Genomic DNA, 19,893 nt, shown 5'->3' with positions numbered 1-19,893 from the left:
CCTTGAACGACGGTCGGAGAGTGACATGAGAGTCTGGCGAGCTATGGGTGTTCTCGGCGCGACAGCGGGGCTGTTGCTGGGCGGATTGACCGGTACGGCGTCCGCCGCGGATCAGCAGACGTGCACCCCGAGCACGTCCACCCCGCTCCGGCAGTTCCGGGCGAGCTGGGTCTCGTCGGTGGTGAACATCGACTGGCCCTCGAAGACCGGCCTGAGCGCCGCGCAGCAGCAGGCCGAGCTGATCGGCTGGCTGGACGACGCGGTCCGCCAGCACCACAACGCGGTGGTCCTGCAGGTCCGCCCGACCGCGGATGCGTTCTGGCCGTCGAAGGTGGAGCCCTGGTCGCAGTACCTGACCGGGCACCAGGGCGGCGACCCCGGCTACGACCCGCTGAAGTTCGCGGTCGCGGAGGCGCACAAGCGGAACCTGGAGCTGCACGCCTGGTTCAACCCGTACCGGCTCTCGATGGGCACCGACCTGAACGCGCTCGTCCCGACGCACCCGGCGCGGCTGCACCCGGACTGGGTGGTGAAGTACGGCGGCAAGCTGTACTACAACCCCGGCATCCCCGCGGCCCGCAAGCTGGTCGAGGACGCGATCATGGACGCGGTCGAGAACTACGACATCGACGGCGTGCACTTCGACGACTACTTCTACCCGTACCCGGTGGCCGGCCAGACGTTCGACGACGCCGCGACGTTCGCGCAGTACAACGACGGCTACACGAACCTGCAGGACTGGCGGCGGCACAACATCGACCTGCTGATCAGCGAGCTGAGCCAGAAGATGCACGCGATCAAGCCGTGGATCAAGTTCGGCATCTCGCCGTTCGCGGTCTGGCGGAACAAGGCGACCGACTCCGACGGCAGCGACACCACGGCCGGTGTGCAGACGTACGACGACCTCGCCGCCGACACCCGCAAGTGGGTCCGCGAGGAGTGGATCGACTACATCGTGCCGCAGGTCTACTGGGCGCGCGGGTTCGCGCCCGCCGACTACGACAAGATCGTCCCGTGGTGGGCGGACCAGGTCCGCGGTACGCACGTCCACCTCTACATCGGCGAGGCGACGTACAAGGTCGGTACGTCGACGCAGTCGCCGGGCTGGTCGGTGCCGACCGAGCTGAGCGACCACCTGGCGCTCGACAGCACGATCCCCGAGGTCAAGGGGAACATCTACTTCTCCGCGAAGGACGTCCGCGCGGACCGGCTCGGCGCGACCTCGCTGGTCAACAAGACCTGGTACTCGAGGCCGGCGCTGATTCCGGCGATGCCCGCGCTCGACTCGCGAGCGCCGCTCCCGGTGCACGCGGTGCACGCGTCGCGGACCGCGGACGGCGTCCAGGTGAAGTGGTCGCGGACGTCGGCGGACACCACGTCGTACGCGATCTACCGGCGCGAGTTGAACGGCGGCGACCACTGCCCGGACAACGACGCGCGCAACCTGATCGCGACGGTGCGGTCGACGGGCGCCGTGCAGTCGTACGTCGACCCGACGGCGGTCGCGGGTACGGCGTACCTGTACTCCGTAACCGCCCTGGACCGGCTGTCTAACCAGAGTGTGGCGATCCCGGCGGTGTCGATCCGCTGACCGTCGCGGGGCTGCTTGGCTGGTACGGCGGCAGGCTGGTCGGGAAGCTCCCGGTCGGGATCGGCTGGGTCCCGGTCGGGAGGCTGACCGACGGGAACGGCACGGTCGGTTGGGTCCCGGTCGGGACGCTCGGCGTCGGGAACGGACTGGTCGGGTACGGCGTGGCCGGGTCGCCGGGGGAACCGCTGGTCGACGAGGACGGGAACGGCGTCGAGGGGTCCGCGCTCGGGCTCTGGGTCGGCGACTTCGACGGGTACGGGTTGGCGGGCGGCGGCGGGTAGATCTGGTAGACCCGCACCGTCCCGAGCTGGAACCGCAGCTCGGTCAGCTTGTCCAGGTTCTCCGGCGGCGCCCCGACCCGCTCGTCGAGCAGCAGCCACTGCACGTCGTACTTCGTCCGCAGCGTCTCGATCGTCTGCCGGGTCGGGTTGCTGAACACCTCGTCGTTCAGCTCCAGCAGGTCCTGGTCGCGGTACGGCCCTTGGACTCCGGCAGGGTAGCTGTCGTCGACCCGAGCCTGGTGCGACCAGCCCTCCACCAGCACCCGCCGCTCGGCGTACCCGGCGATCCAGTACGACCCGCTCTGGCAGTGCGACGCCCGCGCCTGCAGGCAGTGCACGTTGGTGGCGATCCGATCGTCGGAGCCCGAGTTGCGGCGGATGAAGCGGGCCGCCTCGATCCCGCCCGGAGCGATCGACTCGTACGACGTCAGCGGCGGGCTCGCGAACCGCCGTACGGACGCGACCGTCGGGGACACCGTGGTCCCGACCAGCACTGCGACCGCGATCACCCCCCAGGTACGGCGAGACCCGCGCAGCACCAGGCCGAACACGCCGATCCCGAGTGCGGCGATCACGAGCGCGACCACGAGCGTCTGCCCGAAACAGTTCGCCGAGGTGCACGAACGCGGCGACTGGTGCCGGCCCCAGTAGATCGCCGCGACGCCGATCGCGACCGCCACGCCGGCGATCCAGTACTGCCGCCGTTCCAGCGACCCCAGCCCCCAGGTCGCGAGCAGGACGCCGAGGACGAACCCGGTCCGCACGAAGAACAGTTGGGTGTCCCCACGATCCGCGAGCAGGGCCGCGCCGAGCACGGCGGCGACGAACCCGGCGAGCAGGAACACCACCATCACGTCGCCCCGCCTGATCAGCAGCGCGCCGACCAGCGGCATCACCCATCCGACCACGACCACGGCCGCGATCACGGTCACCGCGGACCCGCCGCCCATCCGCTCCGCCAGGCTGTGGAACGTCGCCCCCGGATCGAACCGCACGGACGACGCCGCACCCCGCAGTACGAAGAAGAACGTCAGCGCGTACGCCGTCGCGACCCCGACGCCCAGGACCAGCGCGCGCAGGTTCAGCCGGCCGCGGCGCACCGTGAGGTAGATCCACGCAACGGCCAGCCCGGTCGCGTACACGGGCAGCGTCGTCGCCTTGGTCAACGCCAGCGCCGCGACCAGCACGCCGGCTGCGACGTACAGCCGGAAAAGCTGCGTCCGTGTCGTCCCCGGACGTCGCCGCAACAGCAGAGCGGTCACCGCGATGAGCGGCAGCAGCAACACCGTCGAGAACGCCTGCGGCGGATTGGTCAGCCCGCCCAGCGAGAACGGCCCGTCCGCGAACACCCGGTCCGACACGGCCCACGGCCACGGGACCAGGTCGCCACCGGCCACCACGAGGCCGGCACCGAGCGGGGCCGCGACCGCGCGACCGGTCAGCAGCATCCCGACGGCGGCCGCGCCGAGCACGATCAGCAGCATCCACGCGAACGGCGCCATCCGATGCGTCAGTACATCGAGCGGCACCGTGGTGATCCAGTGCGCGGACGCGATGTGCTCGTACGCCGCCCAGTGACTGGTCAGCCGGCCGCTGTCGGCGTACGGGATCCGCGGCGGGAAGTGGTGGGTCAGCTCGGCCGCGATCGCGAGGTTGTGCGGCGCGTCCGAGCTCGGCCGGAGCGCGTCCGGCCCGGTCAACGGGACGAGTTGCGAGCCGACCCGGACGAACCAGGCGGCCGCGATGCCGACCGCGACCATCACGCCGGCCACCGACCACCACGGCGTCCGCCGCTCCGGGAGCTTGTTCCGCGGCAGCGCCCGCCACATCCCGAACGCCAGCGCCGGCATCAGTAGCGCCGCGAACGGCACCTTGAACAGCATCCCGAGCGGATACACCAGCGCTTCGGCCGCCATCCCGAACGCCGTACCGAGGACGACGTCCGCGGACCGCCACCCGACCCCGCCGGTGAGCCGGCGCCAGAACATCGTGCCCGGGATCACGATCACGACCAGCAGATAGGCCAGGTACGCCGCCGGCATCCACACCGGGTGCTCCTGCAACGCCACGAACCACGCGATCGGCAGCACCGGCAGGGTCACCATCGCCGCGGTCAGCTTGCCCCGTCCGGCCGCTCTGATCATCGGGGAAGTCTATGGGGCGGCGGACCGCCGCCACTCACCAACATCCGCCTGTGGCGGCGGGCCGGACGGAGCTGAGCGTGACGAGATCGGCACGCGAATCATTGGTGAGTGCTGGAGGTCCGGCGCTAGGCTGCGGGACTATGAGTTCGGTGGATCGGGGTCGGGTCAGGGAGTTGATGGGCGCGGTGCTGTCGGCGCAGGGCCGCACGTTGCCGGACGACGACACGGCGGACCTCCGGGAGATCGGGTTCCGGTCGCTGGACTTCTCCGAGCTGGCCCTCCGGGTCGAGGACGAGCTCGGCGACGAGCTGAACTTCGACGCCCCCGGGCTGCGCCGGATCGCGACGGTCGGCGACGTACTGGACTTCATCGAGCAACTCCAGTCGGCGTGACCGGCCGCCGGCGGACGACCGCTCTGATCGGCGACGACAACACCGTCGTCGTCGGCGGCCGGCGGCTGACCTGGCGGACGCTGCACAAGCTCCCGCAGCTGCCGTCACCGGCGGCCGTGCTGGTCACCAACGGCGCCGACGCGCTGGCAGCGCTGCGACACCATGCGGTGCACGGAACCGAGCTGCTGGTCGCCACCGAGTCCCGCGTCGACGAGTTGATGCGGGAGGAGCTGGGCGAGTCCGGATTCGCGATCGTCGGGTCCGACGGGGAGGTCACCCCGGCGAAGCTGAAGCGCGTCGAGGAGTCGGGCCGCGCCTGGCTGCTGACCTCCGGCTCCACCGGGCGCCCGAAGCGGATCGGCCACACGCTCGAGTCCCTGACCACGGTCACCGCCGACCAGCCCCCGCGGACCTGGCTGCTGCCGTACTCGCCGGGCACCTACGCCTGGTGGCAGGTCGTCACGCTCTCTCTCACCCAGGCCGACCAGGGCCTGGTCGTCATCGAGCCGCACGAGCTGGAGACCTGGCCCGCGATCGCCGCGGAGCACGGCGTCACGGCGGCGTCCGGTACGCCGACCTTCTGGCGGCAGGCGATCTACCGCGACGCGGACGCGCTGGCCGCCGTACCGCTGGAGCAGATCACGCTCGGCGGCGAACCCGTCGATCAGGCGATCCTGGACCAGCTCCGGGAGCTCTTCCCGAAGGCCAGGATCTCCTGGATCTACGCGTCCTCCGAGGTCGGCGCGTCGATCGTGGTGCACGACGGCAAGGCCGGCTTCCCGAAGTCCTGGCTGGACCGCGACCCGGATCCGGAGCGGCCGGTGCTGAGCGTCGAGGGCGACGAACTGGTGATCCGCTCGCCGCACCACGGCGCCGGGCTGGTCGGCGCGGTGCACACCGGTGACCGGGTCGAGTACGACGGCGACCGGGTGCTGATCACCGGTCGCCTGGACACCGACGAGATCAACGTCGGCGGCTCGAAGGTGTCGGCCGGTGTGGTGCGGAACGTGCTGATGGGCCACCCGGGCGTCTCCTGGGCGCGGGTGTTCGCGCGCAAGGCGCCGCTGGTCGGCCGGATGGTGGCGGCCGAGGTGGTCACCAACGAGTCGCTCGGCCCGATCACCGACGCCGACCTGGTCCAGTGGTGCTCGAGCCGGCTGCCGGACTTCGGCGTACCGCGGCGGATCAGGTTCCTCGACGAGATCCCGCAGAAGGAAACGCTGAAGAGTGATGTCTGAAACTGTGGTGCCGCCCGCGTCGGTCGTGCTGGTCTCCGGCGGGTCGCGCGGCCTCGGGCTGGCGATCGTCACCGATCTGCTCGTCGCGGGTGTGAAGGTCGCCGCGTTCGCCCGTACGGTCACGCCCGAGCTGGCCGCGCTGGGCGAACGGTACCCGGACCGCCTGTACTACGGCTCCGTCGACGTGAACGACAGCGCCGCGGCGCAGGCGTTCGTCAAGGAGGTCGAGACCGCGCTCGGCCCGATCGACGCCTTGGTCAACAACGCCGCGATCGGCCAGGACTCGCTGCACGTCCACACGTCCGCGGAGCACCTCGCCGACATCATCCAGACCAACCTGACGTCGCCGCTGGTGCTGACCCGCTTCGTCCTCCGCCGGATGCTCGCGAAGGGGCTGAAGGGCCGGATCGTCAACATCACCTCGATCTGCGCCCAGCGCGGCTACCCGGGCCTGGTCGCGTACTCCGCGACCAAAGGCGGCATGGACGCGGCCACCCGTTCGCTCGCGCGCGAACTGGGCGGCCGCATCCTCGCCAACGCCATCGCCCCCGGCTTTTTCGCCTCCGAGATGTCCGCGGTCCTCGGCCAGACCCAGCTCGACCAGATCACCCGTCGTACCCCGACCGGCCGCCTGACCGAGCCGGAGGACGTCCTCCCCCTGCTCCGGATGCTGCTCCTGGACAACACCAACCTCAACGGCCAGGTCTTGGTAGTAGACGGCGCCGCCTCCATCTGACCCCCAGTTCGCGGGGGTGTGAACAAGGACCGGGGGTAGTGCACCGGCGATAACCTGTGCACTGCCCCCGGCGCGCGAGTCCGGCCCCAACTCGTGGTCAGTCGGCCGCGACCGCCTCCACCGGTGCCGGCGTGGGGCGGAACCAGTTCCACGGGCGGACGGTGACGATGATCATCGTCAGGCTGAGCGCCGCGTAGACGAGCGAGCCGATGAAGGCGGCGTGGACGCCGTCCACCAGCACCTCGCGCGGGATCCGGGACGTCGAGTTGCGGCTCGCCGTACCGAAGATCGTGACCAGGATGCCCAGGCCGAGTGCGCCGCCGACCTGCTGGACGACGTTCAGCATGCCTGATGCAGCGCCCGAGTCCTCCGGGGCGACGCCCGAGATCGCACGGCCGACCAGCGGGATGAAGATCATGCCCGCGCCCGCGCCGAACAGCAGCAGCGGACCGACCACGTCGTGCAGGTACCGGCTGCTCGCGTCGAGCTGCGTCAGCCAGATCGTGCCGAGCGTCACCAGCGTCGACCCCGCCAGCAGCAGCTTGCCGCCGTCGATCCGCTGGACCAGCTTCGGTACGACGCGGGACGCGGTGAACAGCAGACCCGTCATCGGCAGGAACGCCAGCCCGGCCGCCAGCGGGTTCAGCGCGAGCACACCCTGCAGGTACTGCGTCAGGAAGAAGAACATCCCGAACATCGTCCCGACCACGAGCAGCATGGTCAGGTACGACGCCGACCGGACCGGCGACCGGAACAGCCGCAGCGGAACGATCGGGTGGCTCACCCGCCGCTCGACGAGGACGAACGTGACCAGCAGTACGACGCCGACCGCGAACGCGGCCAGAACCTCCGGCGACGACCAGCCCTTCTCGGCGACCCGGATGAACCCGAACACCAGCGAGGTGATGCCGAGCGTCGAGGTGAGCGCGCCGGCGAGGTCGAACCGCCCGGTCTCCCGCTCGGTCTCGGTCAGCACCCGCCGCGCGGTGAAGACCAGCGCGATGCCGATCGGCACGTTGATGAACAGGCCCCAGCGCCACGACACCCAGTCGGTGAGCATGCCGCCGAGCACCAGACCGACGCTGCCGCCGCCGGACGAGATCAGGCTGTAGTAGCCGAGCGCCTTCATCCGCTCGGGACCTTCGCGGTACGTGAGCATCAGCAGCGTCAGCGCCGCCGGGGCCGCGATCGCGCCGCCGATGCCCTGCAGGACGCGGGCGGCGAGCAGCAGTTCGGCGTTCGGGGCGAGACCGCCGAGCAGTGAGGCGAGTGTGAAGATGCTGACGCCGGTGACGAACACCCGGCGGCGGCCGAGCAGGTCGCCGGCCCGGGCGCCGAGCAGCAGCAGGCCGCCGAACGCGAGCGCGTAGGCGTTCTGCACCCAGGACAGGCTCGACGGCGTGAAGTGCAGGGCCTGCTGGATATGCGGCATCGCGATGTTCACCACGGTGCCGTCGAGGATCACCATCAGCTGGGTGACCAGGATGACTGCGAGTACTACCCCGGGACGCCGGGTGCGCGCGCCGGGATCGGCGCTCGCCGGCGCCGCGGTTGTTGCCGACATAGTGCTCCTTACCCCTGAGGGGCTACAGTTGTGAGAAAAGCGGAGACTTCCTCCGGATACGATACGGAGGCATCCTCCGCTTTGCAAGCCATTTGCGGAGCAAAGCAATCAAGTACTGTTTGTTGGCGGACCTCGGGAGGAGGCTGGATGGCGCCGGAACCACTGCCTTGTACGCGGCCGACCCGCGCGGACGCGGCCCGGAACTACGACCGCCTGGTGACGGCCGCCCGGGACACGTTCGCCGAGCACGGCACCGACACCTCGCTGGAGGAGATCGCCCGCCGGGCCGGCGTCGGGATCGGCACCCTCTACCGCCGCTTCCCGAACCGGACCGCCCTGCTGGAGGCGGTCTACGTCGACGAGATCCAGTCGGTCGTGGACCGCGCGTACGACTTCGACAAGGAACTCGAGCCGTTCGAGGCGCTGGAGGCCTGGCTGCGCAGTTTTCTCGGGTACGGCCTGTCCAAGGGCACTCTTGCCCAGGAGCTGACGGTTGCCTTGGGGAAAGAGTCGCCGTTCTTCCAAGTCTGTAAGACGAGGGTGCAGGAGGCCGGCAAACTCCTGCTGGAGCGAGCGAAAGCGGCCGGTGAGGTCCGGCCGGAGCTCGAGCTGGGGGACATCCTGCGGCTGGTCGGGAGTATCAACATGGGGCGCGACACCGAGCCGGAGCAGGCGCACCGCCTGCTGGACATCGTGTTGTGCGGACTCAGGCCCGCAGCGCAGCCAGTGCAGGGTTAGCGGCGTCCCGCTCGGTGTACTTGAGCGGCAGGTCCGGCCACGCGATCGCGAGCTCCGGGTCGAACAGGTCGACCGCGACCCGCTCCGGCGACCAGTGCTCGTTCACCAGGAAGTTGTACGTCGTGTGCGGCGCCAGCGTGCAGAACGAGTTGCCCACGCCGCGCGGCACGTAGAGCGCGTCCGCCGTACCGAGCTCGAACGCCTCCACCCGGCCGAACGCCGGAACGGGACGCAGTTCGACGATCGCGGCGAACACCCGGCCGGAGGTCGGCGACAGGTACTTGTCCCACGGCTCGGCGTGGATCCCGCGGACGATCCCGGCCTCCTCGAAGTGCGCGACGTTGTGCTGGACGACGTCCATCCCGAGCTCGGCGAGCTTCCCGCGGTGGAAGTTCTCCTTGAACCAGCCGTCCGGGTTCGGCTGGAGCTCCAGCTCGATCCGCAGTACGCCGTCGATCGACGTCTCGTGCACCCTCATCGGCGCACCTGCCGGCGGGCGTCGAGCTTGGCCTGATCCGCGGCAGTCAGCCCGGCCTCCCAGCCGGCGCCGTTGGTGATCCGGGTCCGCCGGGTCGTCGTGTTCGGGAACAGTCTGGTGAACAACGCCTCCACCCGCTCCTCGCGTTGACTCAACGCCGGCAGCAACCGCTGCGCGTCGGTCTCCGGTACGGCGGCTTCCGCGGCGGACGCGGTCGCCTGCAGCCGCTCGCCGATCCGCATCGCGTACGCCATCAGGAAGGACTGCCGGAACGATCGGGTCCGTCCGGCCTGCTTGCCTGCGGCAAGCATCGCGCGATTCGCCTGCACCAGTAGGGATGTACTGAGAATTTCGGTGTGCTGCAGATCCAGCTCGGCGCCGACGACCGTGACCACGGCCAGCGAGTCGATCACGACCGTACGGCACCGGTTCGCGGCCGCGACCGCGCCGACGAGCTGTGCCTTCGCCGACACGTACGGCGTGTCCACCCACAACCGGCGGGCCGCCGAGTCGTCCGGGAGCTCCTGCTCCGCCTCCACCAGCGCACTGTCCAGGGAGAACTTCGCCATCAGCTCCTGTGCCTTGCCCGACAGCGCCTCCGCCTCGTCCGGGAACTCGGTCGCCTCGGCCTTCGCGAGCAGCGCCCGGATCCGCGCGAGCATCTTCCCGTTCGCCGGCACGGCGGTGCTGCGTCCGGCGCGGGCCGGCGTACCGGGCAACGGGAACAGCCGGGCCATGATCGGGAGCGTCTGCAGGAATCCGGCGAGGGACAACGCGTGATGCAGCAGGAGGTACCGGCCGACGCGGGCGTCGGCGGCCCAGGACGTGAGGTCCAGCGGCGCGAAGGGCTGGGTGACACCGACGTCGGTGAGCTGGTCGAGCCAACGGGGGTCGATCGTGTCCACGCCGTACGCCTGGTGCTCCGCGGAGATCGCGGCGAGCAGCAGCGGCTCGATCCCGGCATCCAGCTCGCGACGGCCGTACTGCACGACGTCGGCGGGTGCCCAGCCGCGCTCCCACGCCGCGCGGACCAGACTGGCGAGAAACGCGTGCAGGCAACGATCCACCAGCGCCCGGTCGCGCTCGTCGTACGCCCCGAGCCGCGCCAGCTGCGCATCGGCCCGGTCGTCACGCCGGGCGACGCTCGCCGCCGCGATCGGTAGCAGTCGCAGCACTTCCTCGTCACTCACGCCGCAGAGTCTGACACCGCGAGTGTTTCCCGCTCAACCGGGATCACGATCCCTTGTGGACAACTCCCGGGCTCTGAATCCTGACAGCAGGAACCCAGGGGAGGGGGAGCAATGTCCCAGCTTGCGGAAATTGGGGTCGACGCACTGCGCTCGACCATGGAGGGGCCGGTACTGCTGCCGGGCGACGAGGGCTACGACGAGGCCCGCCGGGTCTGGAACGCGGAGCACGTCCGGCAGCCGGCGGTGATCGCCCGGGTACGGTCGGCCGCGGACGTCCAGGCCGCCGTCCGGTACGCGGTCGCCGGCGGACTGGAGATCGCGGTCCGCGGCGGCGCCCACCACACTTCGGGCATGGCGTCGGTCGACGGCGGCCTGATGATCGACCTGAGCCTGCTGAACCAGGTCTCGGTGGACCCGGTCGTCCGGCGGGCGCGGGTGGGCGGCGGTGCGCTGCTCGGCGACCTCGACGCGGCCGCCCAGGAGCACGGCCTGGCGGTACCGGCCGGCATCGTCAGCCACACCGGCGTCGGCGGACTGACGCTGGGCGGCGGCATGGGGCTGCTGACCCGGATGCACGGGCTCAGCCTCGACAACGTGGAATCGGTCCGGATCGTCACCGCGGACGGCAGCCTCCGGCGCGCCGCGGCGGACGAGAACGCCGACCTGTTCTGGGCGGTCCGCGGCGCGGGCGGCAACTTCGGCGTGGTCACCGAGTTCGAGTTCCGGCTGCACGAGGCGGGTCCGATCGTCCAGTACGGCCTGATGTTCTGGGAGGACGGCGCGACGATGCTCCGGCATGCGCGCGAGGTGATCCCGGCGCTGCCGCGCGAGGTGAACGTCGTGATCGCCTGCGTGAACGCGCCGCCGGCCCCGTTCGTGCCGGCGGAGCACCACTTCAAGCCCGGGTACGGGCTGGTCGTCGTCGGCTTCGGGTCGGCCGAGCAGCACGCCGAGGCGGTCGAGGCGCTGCGCGGATCGTCGCCACCGCTGTTCGAGTTCAGCACGCCGATGCCGTACGTCGCCGTACAGCGGCTGCTCGACGAGGCGAACGCGTGGGGGACGTATCACTACGAGAAGGGGTCGTACCTCGAGACGCTGTCCGACGGGGCGATCGACGTGATCACCGAGCACTTCCCACGACGGACCTCACCGAGCTCGGTGCTGATGGCGTACCACCTGGACCAGGGCTACCTGGAGACCGCCGACGACGCGACCGCGTTCGGCGGCCGGCGGACCGAGTGCTACGCGCTGTTCGCCATCGCGACCACGCCGACCCTGGAAGGCCTGGCCGCGGAGCGTGCCTGGGTGCGGAGCGTCTGGGATGCGCTGCAACCGCATTCGACCAACATCGGCAGCTACGTCAACGGCCTGATCGAGTCCGACGAGGCCCGGCTGCGGGCGACGTACGGCGCGAAGTACGACCGGCTCGCGGAGGTGAAGCGGAAGTACGACCCGGACAACGTGTTCCACCGGAACCAGAACATCAAGCCAGCGCCAGTTGGTAGTTGACGTACTTCTGGTAGGTGCTGAAGCCGAGCTTCTCGTACAGGCCCAGCGCGCCGGTCGGGTTCTCGGCGTCGACGCCGAGTGCGGCCTGCTGGTACCCGGCCTCCGCGCCCTTGGCGAGGACCTTGGCCAGCGCCGCACGGGCCAGACCGCGGCCGCGGTACGCCCGGCGGGTTCCGACCTGTCCGATGTACAGCTGGCGGACGCCCGTCACCTCGGTGTCGGCCTCGTACTCGTAGCAGTTCACGTACGCCGCCACGGTGTCGCCGTCCATCACGACGTACGACTGGAGGCCGCGGAACGCCCGTGAGCCGACGTTCCGCGACCTCCACGTCTCCACACTCGGCGGGGTCCAGCCCCAGTGGTCCGAGAAGGCCTCGAAGTGCGCCTCGCGCAGCGCATCCTCGTAAGCGGTGTCGAACGGCTTGAGCCGGAGCGCTTGCGGCAACTGGGCCGCGGGCACCGGCTGGTCGAGCGGGCGGCGCATGTCGAAGAAGTACCGCACCGGCTCGAAACCGAAGTCGCGCATCATGGCGGCCGCGCCGACGTTGGTGCTGACCGCCCCGACGGTGGTGTACCCCGGGACGTCCGGATGCGTCGCGAGGTGCAGCTCGCCGGTCCGCCCGATCAGCCAGCGCATCAGCTGGGTGCCGAGGCCGCGACGGCGCCACTGCGGATGCACGGTGCCCTCGGCGCGCACCCGGTCGACGTCCACCACGGACTCCCGGGCGTGAGCGATGCCGTACCCGATCATCCGGCCGTCCGCCCAGAGCGCGATGCTGTCGCGGGCCAGGTCCAGACCGGGCAGCCGCAGCTCCTCGGCGAGATCCTCGGCCTCGAAGTTCTCGCCCTCCTGGTCGGCCCGCTCCTTGGCGGCGTGCAGCTCCGCCCACGCCTCGACGTCGTCCAGTGTCAGCGGCCGCGCCGCGATCCCATCCGGCCAGTTCATGCGTCGAAGGTACGGCGTCCGGCCTGCCGGAGCACGCAAATTAGCGGAGTTGTTCCGCGAGCCAGCGCACCGCCATCGGGTACCGGTACTCGATCCCGCCGTGCGTCCCCTCGAACAGCTCGAAGTGCATTCGCTCGTCCGGTACGCCGCCCTGCTGAACGGCCCGGTGGAACGCCGTGGCGCCGAGGTCCAGGTAGTACTCGTCCTGCCGGCCGGCGTCGATCCACACCGCCCGCAGCGAGCGGAGCGCGTCGGCGTACTGCTCCTGCCTCGCCATCTCGACCGGGTCGAAGGACATCCACCGCGACCACACCTCGGGGACGATCGCGCCGAGGTCGTCGAACGGCAGCAGGACGGTCCCGTCGGGCTCGGCGGAGTACGCCGACGCGTACCCGTACATCTCCAGCAGGTGCAGGTCCTCCATCGTGGTCCGCCCCGTGCGGGTCTCGAGCGCCTCGAAGTACTTCTCGAAGCTCCCGTCGTACTTGTCCCGCAGCGTCCGCGCCCGCTCCGGGAACTCCGGCCGGTAGCAGACGTCGAACAGCGCATCACCCGCGTGCGTCGCGAGCGCGCCGAACACGTCCGGCCGCAGCAACGGCGTCACCATCGCGGTGTAGCCGCCGCTCGACTTGCCGGTGATCGCGCGGTGGTCGCGGTCCGGGATCGTCCGGTACGTCGCGTCGATCCACGGCACGATCTCGTCGCACAGGTACGACTGGTACTGCCCGGTCCCGGGGGAGTCGAGGCACTGGCTGCCGCCGTACTTCGTCCACGAGTCCACGAACACCACGACCGCCTTCGGTGCGCCCTCCTCCGCGAACATCGCGTCCAGCAGCTCCGGGTACGGCTGCCGGAACGGCGACCGGTTGAACCACATGCCGACGTGGCCGGTGTAGCCCATCGTCACGTAGATCGACGGGTAGCGTGCGTCTTCGTCGTCGTAGCCCGGCGGCGTGTAGACCAGCACCGGCCGCTCGTGCGGATCGCCGAGCGGGTTCCCGCGCAGCAGTTCGCTGGTGTACGTCGTCTGGTCCAGGCGTCCTCGGTACTCGGCGGACCACGGCAGCATGCGGTTCCTCCTACATCGCGTCGGGGGCCTCGATCCCCAGCAGGCCGAGTCCATCCTGCAACACCTTGCGGGTTGCCGCGCAGAGGGCGAGCCGGCTTGCTCTGGTGTCGCCTTCACTGCTCAGCACCGGGCACTGCTCGTAGAAGACCGAGAGGGCGGACGCGACGTCGTACAGATAGGTGCAGAGCCTGTGCGGCTGGAGCGTCTCGGCGACCTGCTCGACCGTACCGGCGAAGCCGGTGAGAAGAAGCGCGAGCCGTTTCTCGGCAGGCTCTGCCAGCTGGGTGACCTCGGTGACCGGACCGGCCTTCGACAGCAGCCTGGTCAGCCGGGCGTGGGCGTACTGCAGGTACGGCCCGGTGTTGCCGGTCATTGCGACCATCCGGTCCAGGTCGAACACGTAGTCGTTGCCCCGGTCGCTCGACAGGTCGGCGTACTTCACTGCCCCGATACCCACCGCCCGGGCAGTTGACTCCCGGTCGACGGATCCGGCTCTCTCCACTGCGCTGTTCAACAGGTCGACGAGCTTGACCGTGCCGCCTTCTCTTGTTTTGAAGGGTTTCCCGTTCGGCCCCAGCACCGTGCCGAAAGACACGTGTTCTGCTGGTACGTCCAACCAGCCGGCTGTTCTCGCCAGCGTGAAGATCATGTCGAAGTGCAACGCCTGCCGGTGGTCGACGACGTACACGATCCGATCCGCGTGAAGTGTGTTGACCCGGTGGCGTACGGCGGCCAGATCGGTTGCGCTGTAGCCGAATCCGCCGTCGGACTTCCGGACGATCACCGGCAGCGGACTGCCGTCGCGCCCCTGGAACCCGGGAAGGAAAGCGCACAGGGCGCCCTCGGACTCCGTCAGCAGGCCCTGCTCGTCCAGCTCCTTCACTACCTGCGGCAGGTCGTCGTTGTACGCACTCTCGCCAACCACGTCCGTCCGCTTCAGGCCCGTCCCCAGCAGTGCGTAGACCTTGTCGAAGTCGTCCAGCGACACGTCGACCATGTGCCGCCACATCGCCCGCGTCTCCGGGTCGCCGGACTGCAGGGCGACCACCCGCAACCGGGCCTTGTCCGCGAAGTTGCCATCGGCATCGAAGTGCTTCCGGCTCCGCTCGTACAGATGCTGCAATCCCTCCAGATCAAGGGATTCCGCCGCGATGTCCTCCTCGAGCAACTGCTCGATCATCATCCCGTACTGCGTGCCCCAGTCGCCGACGTGGTTCTGCCGGATCACGTCGTACCCAGCGAACGCCAGTACGTTGCAGAGCGCGTCGCCGATCACCGTCGACCGCAGGTGGCCGACGTGCATCTGCTTGGCGACGTTCGGCTGCGAGTAGTCGACGACGACCCGTTGGCCGTTGCTGCTGAACGTCTCCGGCTCGTTGACCGCCTTCGCCAGCGTCCGCGGGAGCAGCGTCAGGTTGATGAAACCGGGCCCGGCGATCGCGGGCTGCTCGCAGAGGTCGTCCAGCCGCACGGCCTCGACGAGACGTGCAGCAACCTCCCGCGGCGGCTGCTCGAGCTCGTTGGCGATCCGGAGCGCGAGGTTGGTCTGGTAGTGCCCGAACTCGGGCTTGGTCGCCGACCGCAGCTCAGGGTCGTACGGCGTACCGAAGACCGCTTCGGCGGCGGACGTGATTCTGGCAGACAGGACAGGCAGCAATGCGGACATGACAGAGTCCTTCGAGAGACGCGACTGGAACAGGCTGAGGTGTTCAGACAGTGCGTCGTCGTCGCAGGCTGAAGCGCACGCGAAGGGCGTGGGACGGCTTCAGGCTGATCGACATGTCAGCCATTATGCACGAAGTACGCCGACGGCGCCGGAGTCCGGTCGGCCAGCGGCACGATCGCCGGTACGTCGGTCTCGCCCAGCAGCACCCGCCGGACCACCCGCTCGGCCGCGTGCCCGTCGTCGAACTCGCAGAACTTCTCCCGGAACAGGTGCCGGTGCTTGGCTGCCTCGGGCGCGGAGTACGCACCGCTGCGGAGGGTGGCGAACAGCTCGTCCGCGGACCGCGCCACCACCCCGGGCGGGAACTCCGTGACGTCGAAGTACGTGCTCCGCCGGTCCTCGTCGTCCACGTGCAGGACGATCGGCCGGTCGAGGTTCGCGTAGTCGAAGGTGATCGACGAGTAGTCCGAGACCAGGACGTCGGCCGCCAGCATCAGCTCCTCGACCGGTGCCCTCGGCAACAGCACCCGGGCGTTCCGGCCCGCGGCGAGGGCCAGTTGGCCGGGGTCGAGGCCGTCGCCGGACGGTGCGTAGAGGATCACCAGGTGCGAGTCGTCGTACCCGAGGCCGGCCCGGATCGCCCGGACTTCGTCGAGGGTCGCGGTCAGCAGCCGGTCGTTGCGCGGGTAGCCGTACTCGAGCTCCACGAAGTACGACGGGTAGGTGCGCTCCCAGATCTCCGAGGAGTACCGGTTCGAGGACAGGTTGAAGTCCCAGCGGTCGACCTCGCGCATCAGCTCCTCCTGGCCCTCGGCCGGCAGCCGCACCGTCGTCAACGGCGTACCGTGCTGGGTCTGCAGGTGGATCTGGCCCTCGCGCTTCTCCAGGTCCTTCGGCCAGTTCGTGTTGCTGACGAAGTACGTCGCCCTGCCGAGCAGCTTCTCGTACGCCGGGGAGCCCGCGACGACGTACTCGACGCCCTCCGGGATCGCGCTCAGGTGCTCCGCGTCGACGACCCAGACGCCGCGCAGGTGCGGCGCGAGTTCGGCGGCCTTGAGGTAGATCGCGCGCGGGTTCCCGGCGTACTGCCGGAAGGAGTACGAGCCGTAGGCGACCAGATTCGGGTCGAGCCTGCCGCGGCGCAGCAGTTTGCCGACCGTCTTCCGCGGGCTCGGGACCTGCAGCATCCGCGCGCTCAGCTTCAGCGTCGAGTAGGTCGCGTAGTCGTCGTGGATCACCAGCCAGCGCTTGAACCCGCGCGCCGTCCGGTCGGTGCTGTACCCCTCCGGCTTCCAGCGCCTGGCGAACGCGTGCGCGGCGTGGAAGAACTCGGCCCGGTCGTCGGGGTCGATCCGCTCGGGTTTCGCGAGGACGGCGAGGATGTGGTCGAGCGACCGGTCGAACGCGAACCGCCGCCAGCCGGTCAGCTCCGGGTCGGACTGGATGAACGCGTGCACCCGGTCGTACTGGTCGAAGATGTCCCACTGCCGGCGGCCACTGGTCGCGTGGATGTTGCCGCCGGTGCGGTGCTGCCGGTAGTGCACGACGATCCGGTCGAGGGTCGCGATCCGCTCGGCGGTCAGCATCGTCGAGTACGTCCACGGCGCGTCCTCGTAGAAGCCGGAGGTGAACGCGAAGCCGTGCCGGGTGAGGAACGCCCGCCGGTAGGCCTTGTTCCAGACGACCTCGAGGAAGGTCAGGAAGATCGGCCGCTCGGCCGCCGTGAACACACCGGCGCCCTCGCGCGCGAACGCGTCGTGCCGCTGGCTGCCGAGCACCCGGCCGTCCCAGAAGATCCGCTCGTAGTCGAACATCACGATGTCCGGGCGGTCGGTGTCGTCGATCCGGCCGGCGATCGCCGCCAGCGAGCCCGCCGAGTAGGTGTCGTCGGCGTCCAGGAACAGCACGTACTCGCCGCGGCACTCCTTCAGCCCGGCGTTCCGGGCCGGTCCCAGCCCGACGTTCTCATCCAGGTGCAGCACCCGCACCCGAGGGTCCGCCGCGGCGTACTCGTCCAGGATCCGCCCCGACCCGTCCGGGGCCGCGTCGTCCACCCCGATCACCTCGAAGTCGGTGAACGACTGCCCGAGCACCGAGTCCAGACACGGCCGCAACCACGCCCGCGAGGCGTGACAGGGAACCACGATGCTGAACTTGGGGGCCATGCCTGGTCATCTTAAGGTCAAGGTATGAGTGTTGATGTGTTCGAGCCGTTGGCGGGGCTGGAAGGGGTCGGGTCTGCGGCGCAGGCGGCCCGGGACGCGGTCGACGTACTGCTCCGGGACCGCGGGCTGCGGCGGGTCGGCTCGGACCTGACGGCCGAGGCGCTGCTGCGCGGCGCGCACGCCTCGGCCGCGCTGGCCGGCAGCACCTCGGCCGAGGACCAGGTACGGCGCGGGGACGCGGACGGGCTCGCCTCCGGCGCGGTGCGGATGACCGGCGAGCTGATGGCGCTGGCGCGGCAGGTGGACAAGGCGCCGGTGCAGGTCTGGACCAGACTGCACCAGTTGGCCGCGGCAGATCTGGCCGGAGAGGACCAGTTGGGTCACCTGCGGACCAGTGCGGAACCCGTGCCCGACGACATCCCCGGACTGCCGCCGGCGCCGGCCGCCGACGAGATGTGGGAACGGCTCAGCGCGCTCGCGCAGAACCTCACCCGCCCGACCAGGGCACCCGGTCTGGTGGTGGCCGCGATCGTGCACGCCGAACTCGCCGTACTGCGCCCGTTCCCGACCGCCAACGGGCTCGTTGCCCGGGCTGCCGAGCGCTGCCTGTTGGTTGCCCGGGGCATCGACCCGGTCGCGGTCACGGTACCCGAGGCTGGTCACTATGTGTTGCGGGCGACCTATGCGCCGGGTCTCACCGACTACACAGCGCAAGGTCTGACCGGGGTTCGTGATTGGTTGCTGCGGTCCTGTGAGGTCGTGACAAAAGGTGCCGAACTCTCCCCGCTGGCAACGTCCTCCTGAGCTGCCTCGAGAACATGCGAGCGGCGCTCTCACGGGGAGAGCGCCGTCGCTGGCACGTCGCCCTGGTTACCATGCGTGCACCGGTTTGCCGCCTCAGGACGATGCCTGGGTCGCGCTGCCCCTTTGGGATGGGCTGGTCGCCGCGTGGGTGCCTGGGTTGTCGTGCAATCTCTACCGGACCCGAAGGCCCTTTGTTGATTCCTTTGTACTCCTGAAACGCCTTTCTGTGAAGGGGATCCGGCGTCTTCATGGAGTTGAGAACAATGAAGCTATCTTCAGCTTTCAGCGTGTCCGGGTGCGCCGCCGGGAAGCCATCAGAAGTGCTCCCGCGGCCACCGCGGCGATCACGCCGGCCGCTACAGCGGGTCGTCGTACACCCTCGAACCCAGTGTGCTCCGACGGCTCGGCGAATTCCAGGATCGGCCAGCCGCGCTCGATCGCGACCCGCCGCAAGGCCTTGTCGGGATTGACCGCGAACGGGTGCCCGACGGCGGCCAGCAGCGGTTCGTCGGTGATCGAGTCGGAGTACCCGTAGGAGGTCGCGAGGTCGTAGCCCTCGGCCGCGGCCAGCGCCTCCATCGCGGTCACCTTGTGCGGACCGTACGCGTACTCGGCGATCTCACCGGTGTACTTGCCGTCGGCAACGACCATCCGGGTGGCGATCACCTTGTCGGCGCCGAGCATCGCGCCGATCGGCTCCACCACCTCGGCGCCGGACGAGGACACGATCACCACGTCCCGGCCGGCCCGGTGGTGCTCCTCGATCAGCTCGACCGCCTCGGCGTGGATCATCGGCCGGACGATGTGGTCCAGGGTGTCGGCGACGATCGCCTTCACGGTCGAGACGTCCCAGCCGGTGCACATCGCCGAGATGTACTCGCGCATCCGTTCCATCTGGTCGTGGTCCGCGCCGCCGAGCAGGTAGACGAACTGGGCGTACGCGCTGCGCAGCACGGTCCGGCGGTTGATCAGCCCGCCCGCGTAGAACGGCCGGGAGAAGGCCAGGGTGCTGGAGCGCGCCAGAATGGTCTTGTCCAGATCGAAGAATGCCGCCGCTCGAGCCGTCATGCAGTCGAGGATAAGCAGTCTCGCGAAACGCCCGGGGGACCCGGGCTTTTGCGTGGGCCGGTATCCCGTTAGACTGGTGAGCAGTGTGACAGTGACACTGGCCGGAACCACCCGATCGGGTGGGTTCAGCGCCTGGGTGAAGCATTTCGGTCGAAACCGAACTGAGATGTGTGAAGCCTGGTCTTGGGGGGTACATACCCCCTGACAGTGGCAGACTGTCGCCTCCTGAACGGCCCCCGGCTCCTCCCCCCGAGCCCGTGGCCGAAGACGGCCCCCGGTCACCCCCCCGCCGGGGGCCGTCGCCTTTCCCGGGA

The 19,893-nt window shown here is 69.8% G+C and carries 16 protein-coding genes; 7 read left to right on the top strand and 9 right to left on the bottom strand.

Annotation, left to right across the window (positions count from 1 at the left end; translation table 11 throughout):
• Window positions 1-25: 25 nt before the first annotated feature.
• The gene (locus tag AB0M51_RS28815; RefSeq protein ID WP_363751278.1) at window positions 26-1,591 is read left to right on the top strand and encodes a family 10 glycosylhydrolase; all 1,566 of its coding nucleotides are present in this window, start codon (window positions 26-28) and stop codon (window positions 1,589-1,591) included.
• Here AB0M51_RS28815 and AB0M51_RS28810 read toward each other — a convergent pair.
• The gene (locus AB0M51_RS28810; RefSeq protein ID WP_344189526.1) at window positions 1,551-4,016 is read right to left on the bottom strand and encodes a hypothetical protein; all 2,466 of its coding nucleotides are present in this window, start codon (window positions 4,014-4,016) and stop codon (window positions 1,551-1,553) included. The two genes, AB0M51_RS28815 and AB0M51_RS28810, sit on opposite strands and share 41 nt — an antisense overlap.
• Before the next feature lie 140 nt (window positions 4,017-4,156).
• Here AB0M51_RS28810 and AB0M51_RS28805 point away from each other — a divergent pair, with 140 nt between their 5' ends.
• Genes AB0M51_RS28805 through AB0M51_RS28795 form a run of 3 tightly spaced genes read left to right on the top strand, consistent with a single transcriptional unit; the run spans window position 4,157 to window position 6,382 of the window.
• Window positions 4,157-4,408, top strand: a complete 252-nt coding sequence (locus tag AB0M51_RS28805) for an acyl carrier protein (protein WP_344189528.1) — start codon at window positions 4,157-4,159, stop codon at window positions 4,406-4,408.
• A complete protein-coding gene (locus tag AB0M51_RS28800; RefSeq protein ID WP_344189530.1) occupies window positions 4,405-5,646 on the top strand; it encodes an AMP-binding protein in 1,242 nt (413 codons plus the stop codon). Before AB0M51_RS28805 ends, AB0M51_RS28800 begins: the two co-directional genes overlap by 4 nt.
• Window positions 5,639-6,382, top strand: coding sequence for an SDR family NAD(P)-dependent oxidoreductase (locus tag AB0M51_RS28795; RefSeq protein WP_344189533.1), 744 nt, complete (start codon window positions 5,639-5,641; stop codon window positions 6,380-6,382). The genes AB0M51_RS28800 and AB0M51_RS28795 overlap by 8 nt, the downstream gene beginning before the upstream one ends.
• A 97-nt stretch (window positions 6,383-6,479) precedes the next feature.
• Here the strand turns inward: AB0M51_RS28795 and AB0M51_RS28790 are convergent, their stop codons facing one another.
• Complete coding sequence (locus AB0M51_RS28790; protein ID WP_344189535.1) at window positions 6,480-7,946, bottom strand: MFS transporter; 1,467 nt, start codon at window positions 7,944-7,946, stop codon at window positions 6,480-6,482.
• 147 nt (window positions 7,947-8,093) lie between these two features.
• Between AB0M51_RS28790 and AB0M51_RS28785 the strand changes: the two genes are divergently transcribed.
• Window positions 8,094-8,684, top strand: coding sequence for a helix-turn-helix domain-containing protein (locus AB0M51_RS28785; protein ID WP_344189537.1), 591 nt, complete (start codon window positions 8,094-8,096; stop codon window positions 8,682-8,684).
• Here AB0M51_RS28785 and AB0M51_RS28780 read toward each other — a convergent pair.
• Window positions 8,653-9,162 (bottom strand): dTDP-4-dehydrorhamnose 3,5-epimerase family protein, encoded by a 510-nt coding sequence (locus tag AB0M51_RS28780; RefSeq protein ID WP_344189539.1) that lies wholly within the window; start codon window positions 9,160-9,162, stop codon window positions 8,653-8,655. The two genes, AB0M51_RS28785 and AB0M51_RS28780, sit on opposite strands and share 32 nt — an antisense overlap.
• On the bottom strand, window positions 9,159-10,352 hold the full coding sequence (locus AB0M51_RS28775; protein ID WP_344189541.1) for a DUF2786 domain-containing protein: 1,194 nt from the start codon (window positions 10,350-10,352) through the stop codon (window positions 9,159-9,161). Before AB0M51_RS28775 ends, AB0M51_RS28780 begins: the two co-directional genes overlap by 4 nt.
• Before the next feature lie 111 nt (window positions 10,353-10,463).
• On the opposite strand from AB0M51_RS28775, the gene AB0M51_RS28770 reads away from it, so the two are divergent.
• A complete protein-coding gene (locus AB0M51_RS28770) occupies window positions 10,464-11,861 on the top strand; it encodes an FAD-binding oxidoreductase (RefSeq protein WP_344189543.1) in 1,398 nt (465 codons plus the stop codon).
• Here the strand turns inward: AB0M51_RS28770 and AB0M51_RS28765 are convergent.
• The 4 genes from AB0M51_RS28765 to AB0M51_RS28750 all read right to left on the bottom strand — a co-directional run bounded on the left by AB0M51_RS28765 (window position 11,836) and on the right by AB0M51_RS28750 (window position 17,707).
• Window positions 11,836-12,807, bottom strand: a complete 972-nt coding sequence (locus tag AB0M51_RS28765) for a GNAT family N-acetyltransferase (RefSeq protein ID WP_344189545.1) — start codon at window positions 12,805-12,807, stop codon at window positions 11,836-11,838. The genes AB0M51_RS28770 and AB0M51_RS28765 overlap by 26 nt on opposite strands.
• Window positions 12,808-12,847: 40 nt before the next feature.
• Window positions 12,848-13,876: an alpha/beta hydrolase-fold protein gene (locus tag AB0M51_RS28760; protein WP_344189547.1), complete on the bottom strand. Its 1,029-nt coding sequence runs from the start codon at window positions 13,874-13,876 to the stop codon at window positions 12,848-12,850.
• Window positions 13,877-13,886: 10 nt separating this feature from the next.
• Window positions 13,887-15,542, bottom strand: a complete 1,656-nt coding sequence (gene argS / locus AB0M51_RS28755) for an arginine--tRNA ligase (protein WP_344189549.1) — start codon at window positions 15,540-15,542, stop codon at window positions 13,887-13,889.
• Window positions 15,543-15,658: 116 nt separating this feature from the next.
• Window positions 15,659-17,707 (bottom strand): CDP-glycerol glycerophosphotransferase family protein, encoded by a 2,049-nt coding sequence (locus AB0M51_RS28750; protein ID WP_344189551.1) that lies wholly within the window; start codon window positions 17,705-17,707, stop codon window positions 15,659-15,661.
• Between the two features lie 24 nt (window positions 17,708-17,731).
• On the opposite strand from AB0M51_RS28750, the gene AB0M51_RS28745 reads away from it, so the two are divergent.
• Window positions 17,732-18,511: a cell filamentation protein Fic gene (locus AB0M51_RS28745; protein ID WP_344189552.1), complete on the top strand. Its 780-nt coding sequence runs from the start codon at window positions 17,732-17,734 to the stop codon at window positions 18,509-18,511.
• A 282-nt stretch (window positions 18,512-18,793) separates the two neighbouring features.
• Here the strand turns inward: AB0M51_RS28745 and AB0M51_RS28740 are convergent, their stop codons facing one another.
• A complete protein-coding gene (locus AB0M51_RS28740) occupies window positions 18,794-19,579 on the bottom strand; it encodes an HAD family hydrolase (RefSeq protein ID WP_344189554.1) in 786 nt (261 codons plus the stop codon).
• Window positions 19,580-19,893: the final 314 nt, after the last annotated feature.

This window comes from Kribbella sp. NPDC051137 (assembly GCF_040682535.1).
Classification (GTDB): Bacteria; Actinomycetota; Actinomycetes; order Propionibacteriales; family Kribbellaceae; genus Kribbella; species Kribbella karoonensis.
The sequence above is the reverse complement of the archived record's forward strand: the minus strand, read 5'-3'. Positions and strand labels throughout refer to the sequence as shown.

Bases quoted from the DNA above. Each gene is read 5' to 3' on its own strand.
- argS (WP_344189549.1), bottom strand. From the start codon at position 15,542: ATGTCCGCATTGCTGCCTGTCCTGTCTGCCAGAATCACGTCCGCCGCC.
- AB0M51_RS28810 (WP_344189526.1), bottom strand. From the start codon at position 4,016: ATGATCAGAGCGGCCGGACGGGGCAAGCTGACCGCGGCGATGGTGACC.
- AB0M51_RS28765 (WP_344189545.1), bottom strand. From the start codon at position 12,807: ATGAACTGGCCGGATGGGATCGCGGCGCGGCCGCTGACACTGGACGAC.
- AB0M51_RS28750 (WP_344189551.1), bottom strand. From the start codon at position 17,707: ATGGCCCCCAAGTTCAGCATCGTGGTTCCCTGTCACGCCTCGCGGGCG.
- AB0M51_RS28795 (WP_344189533.1), top strand. From the start codon at position 5,639: ATGTCTGAAACTGTGGTGCCGCCCGCGTCGGTCGTGCTGGTCTCCGGC.
- AB0M51_RS28760 (WP_344189547.1), bottom strand. From the start codon at position 13,876: ATGCTGCCGTGGTCCGCCGAGTACCGAGGACGCCTGGACCAGACGACG.
- AB0M51_RS28745 (WP_344189552.1), top strand. From the start codon at position 17,732: ATGAGTGTTGATGTGTTCGAGCCGTTGGCGGGGCTGGAAGGGGTCGGG.
- AB0M51_RS28740 (WP_344189554.1), bottom strand. From the start codon at position 19,579: ATGACGGCTCGAGCGGCGGCATTCTTCGATCTGGACAAGACCATTCTG.
- AB0M51_RS28790 (WP_344189535.1), bottom strand. From the start codon at position 7,946: ATGTCGGCAACAACCGCGGCGCCGGCGAGCGCCGATCCCGGCGCGCGC.
- AB0M51_RS28780 (WP_344189539.1), bottom strand. From the start codon at position 9,162: ATGAGGGTGCACGAGACGTCGATCGACGGCGTACTGCGGATCGAGCTG.
- AB0M51_RS28805 (WP_344189528.1), top strand. From the start codon at position 4,157: ATGAGTTCGGTGGATCGGGGTCGGGTCAGGGAGTTGATGGGCGCGGTG.
- AB0M51_RS28815 (WP_363751278.1), top strand. From the start codon at position 26: ATGAGAGTCTGGCGAGCTATGGGTGTTCTCGGCGCGACAGCGGGGCTG.
- AB0M51_RS28770 (WP_344189543.1), top strand. From the start codon at position 10,464: ATGTCCCAGCTTGCGGAAATTGGGGTCGACGCACTGCGCTCGACCATG.
- AB0M51_RS28785 (WP_344189537.1), top strand. From the start codon at position 8,094: ATGGCGCCGGAACCACTGCCTTGTACGCGGCCGACCCGCGCGGACGCG.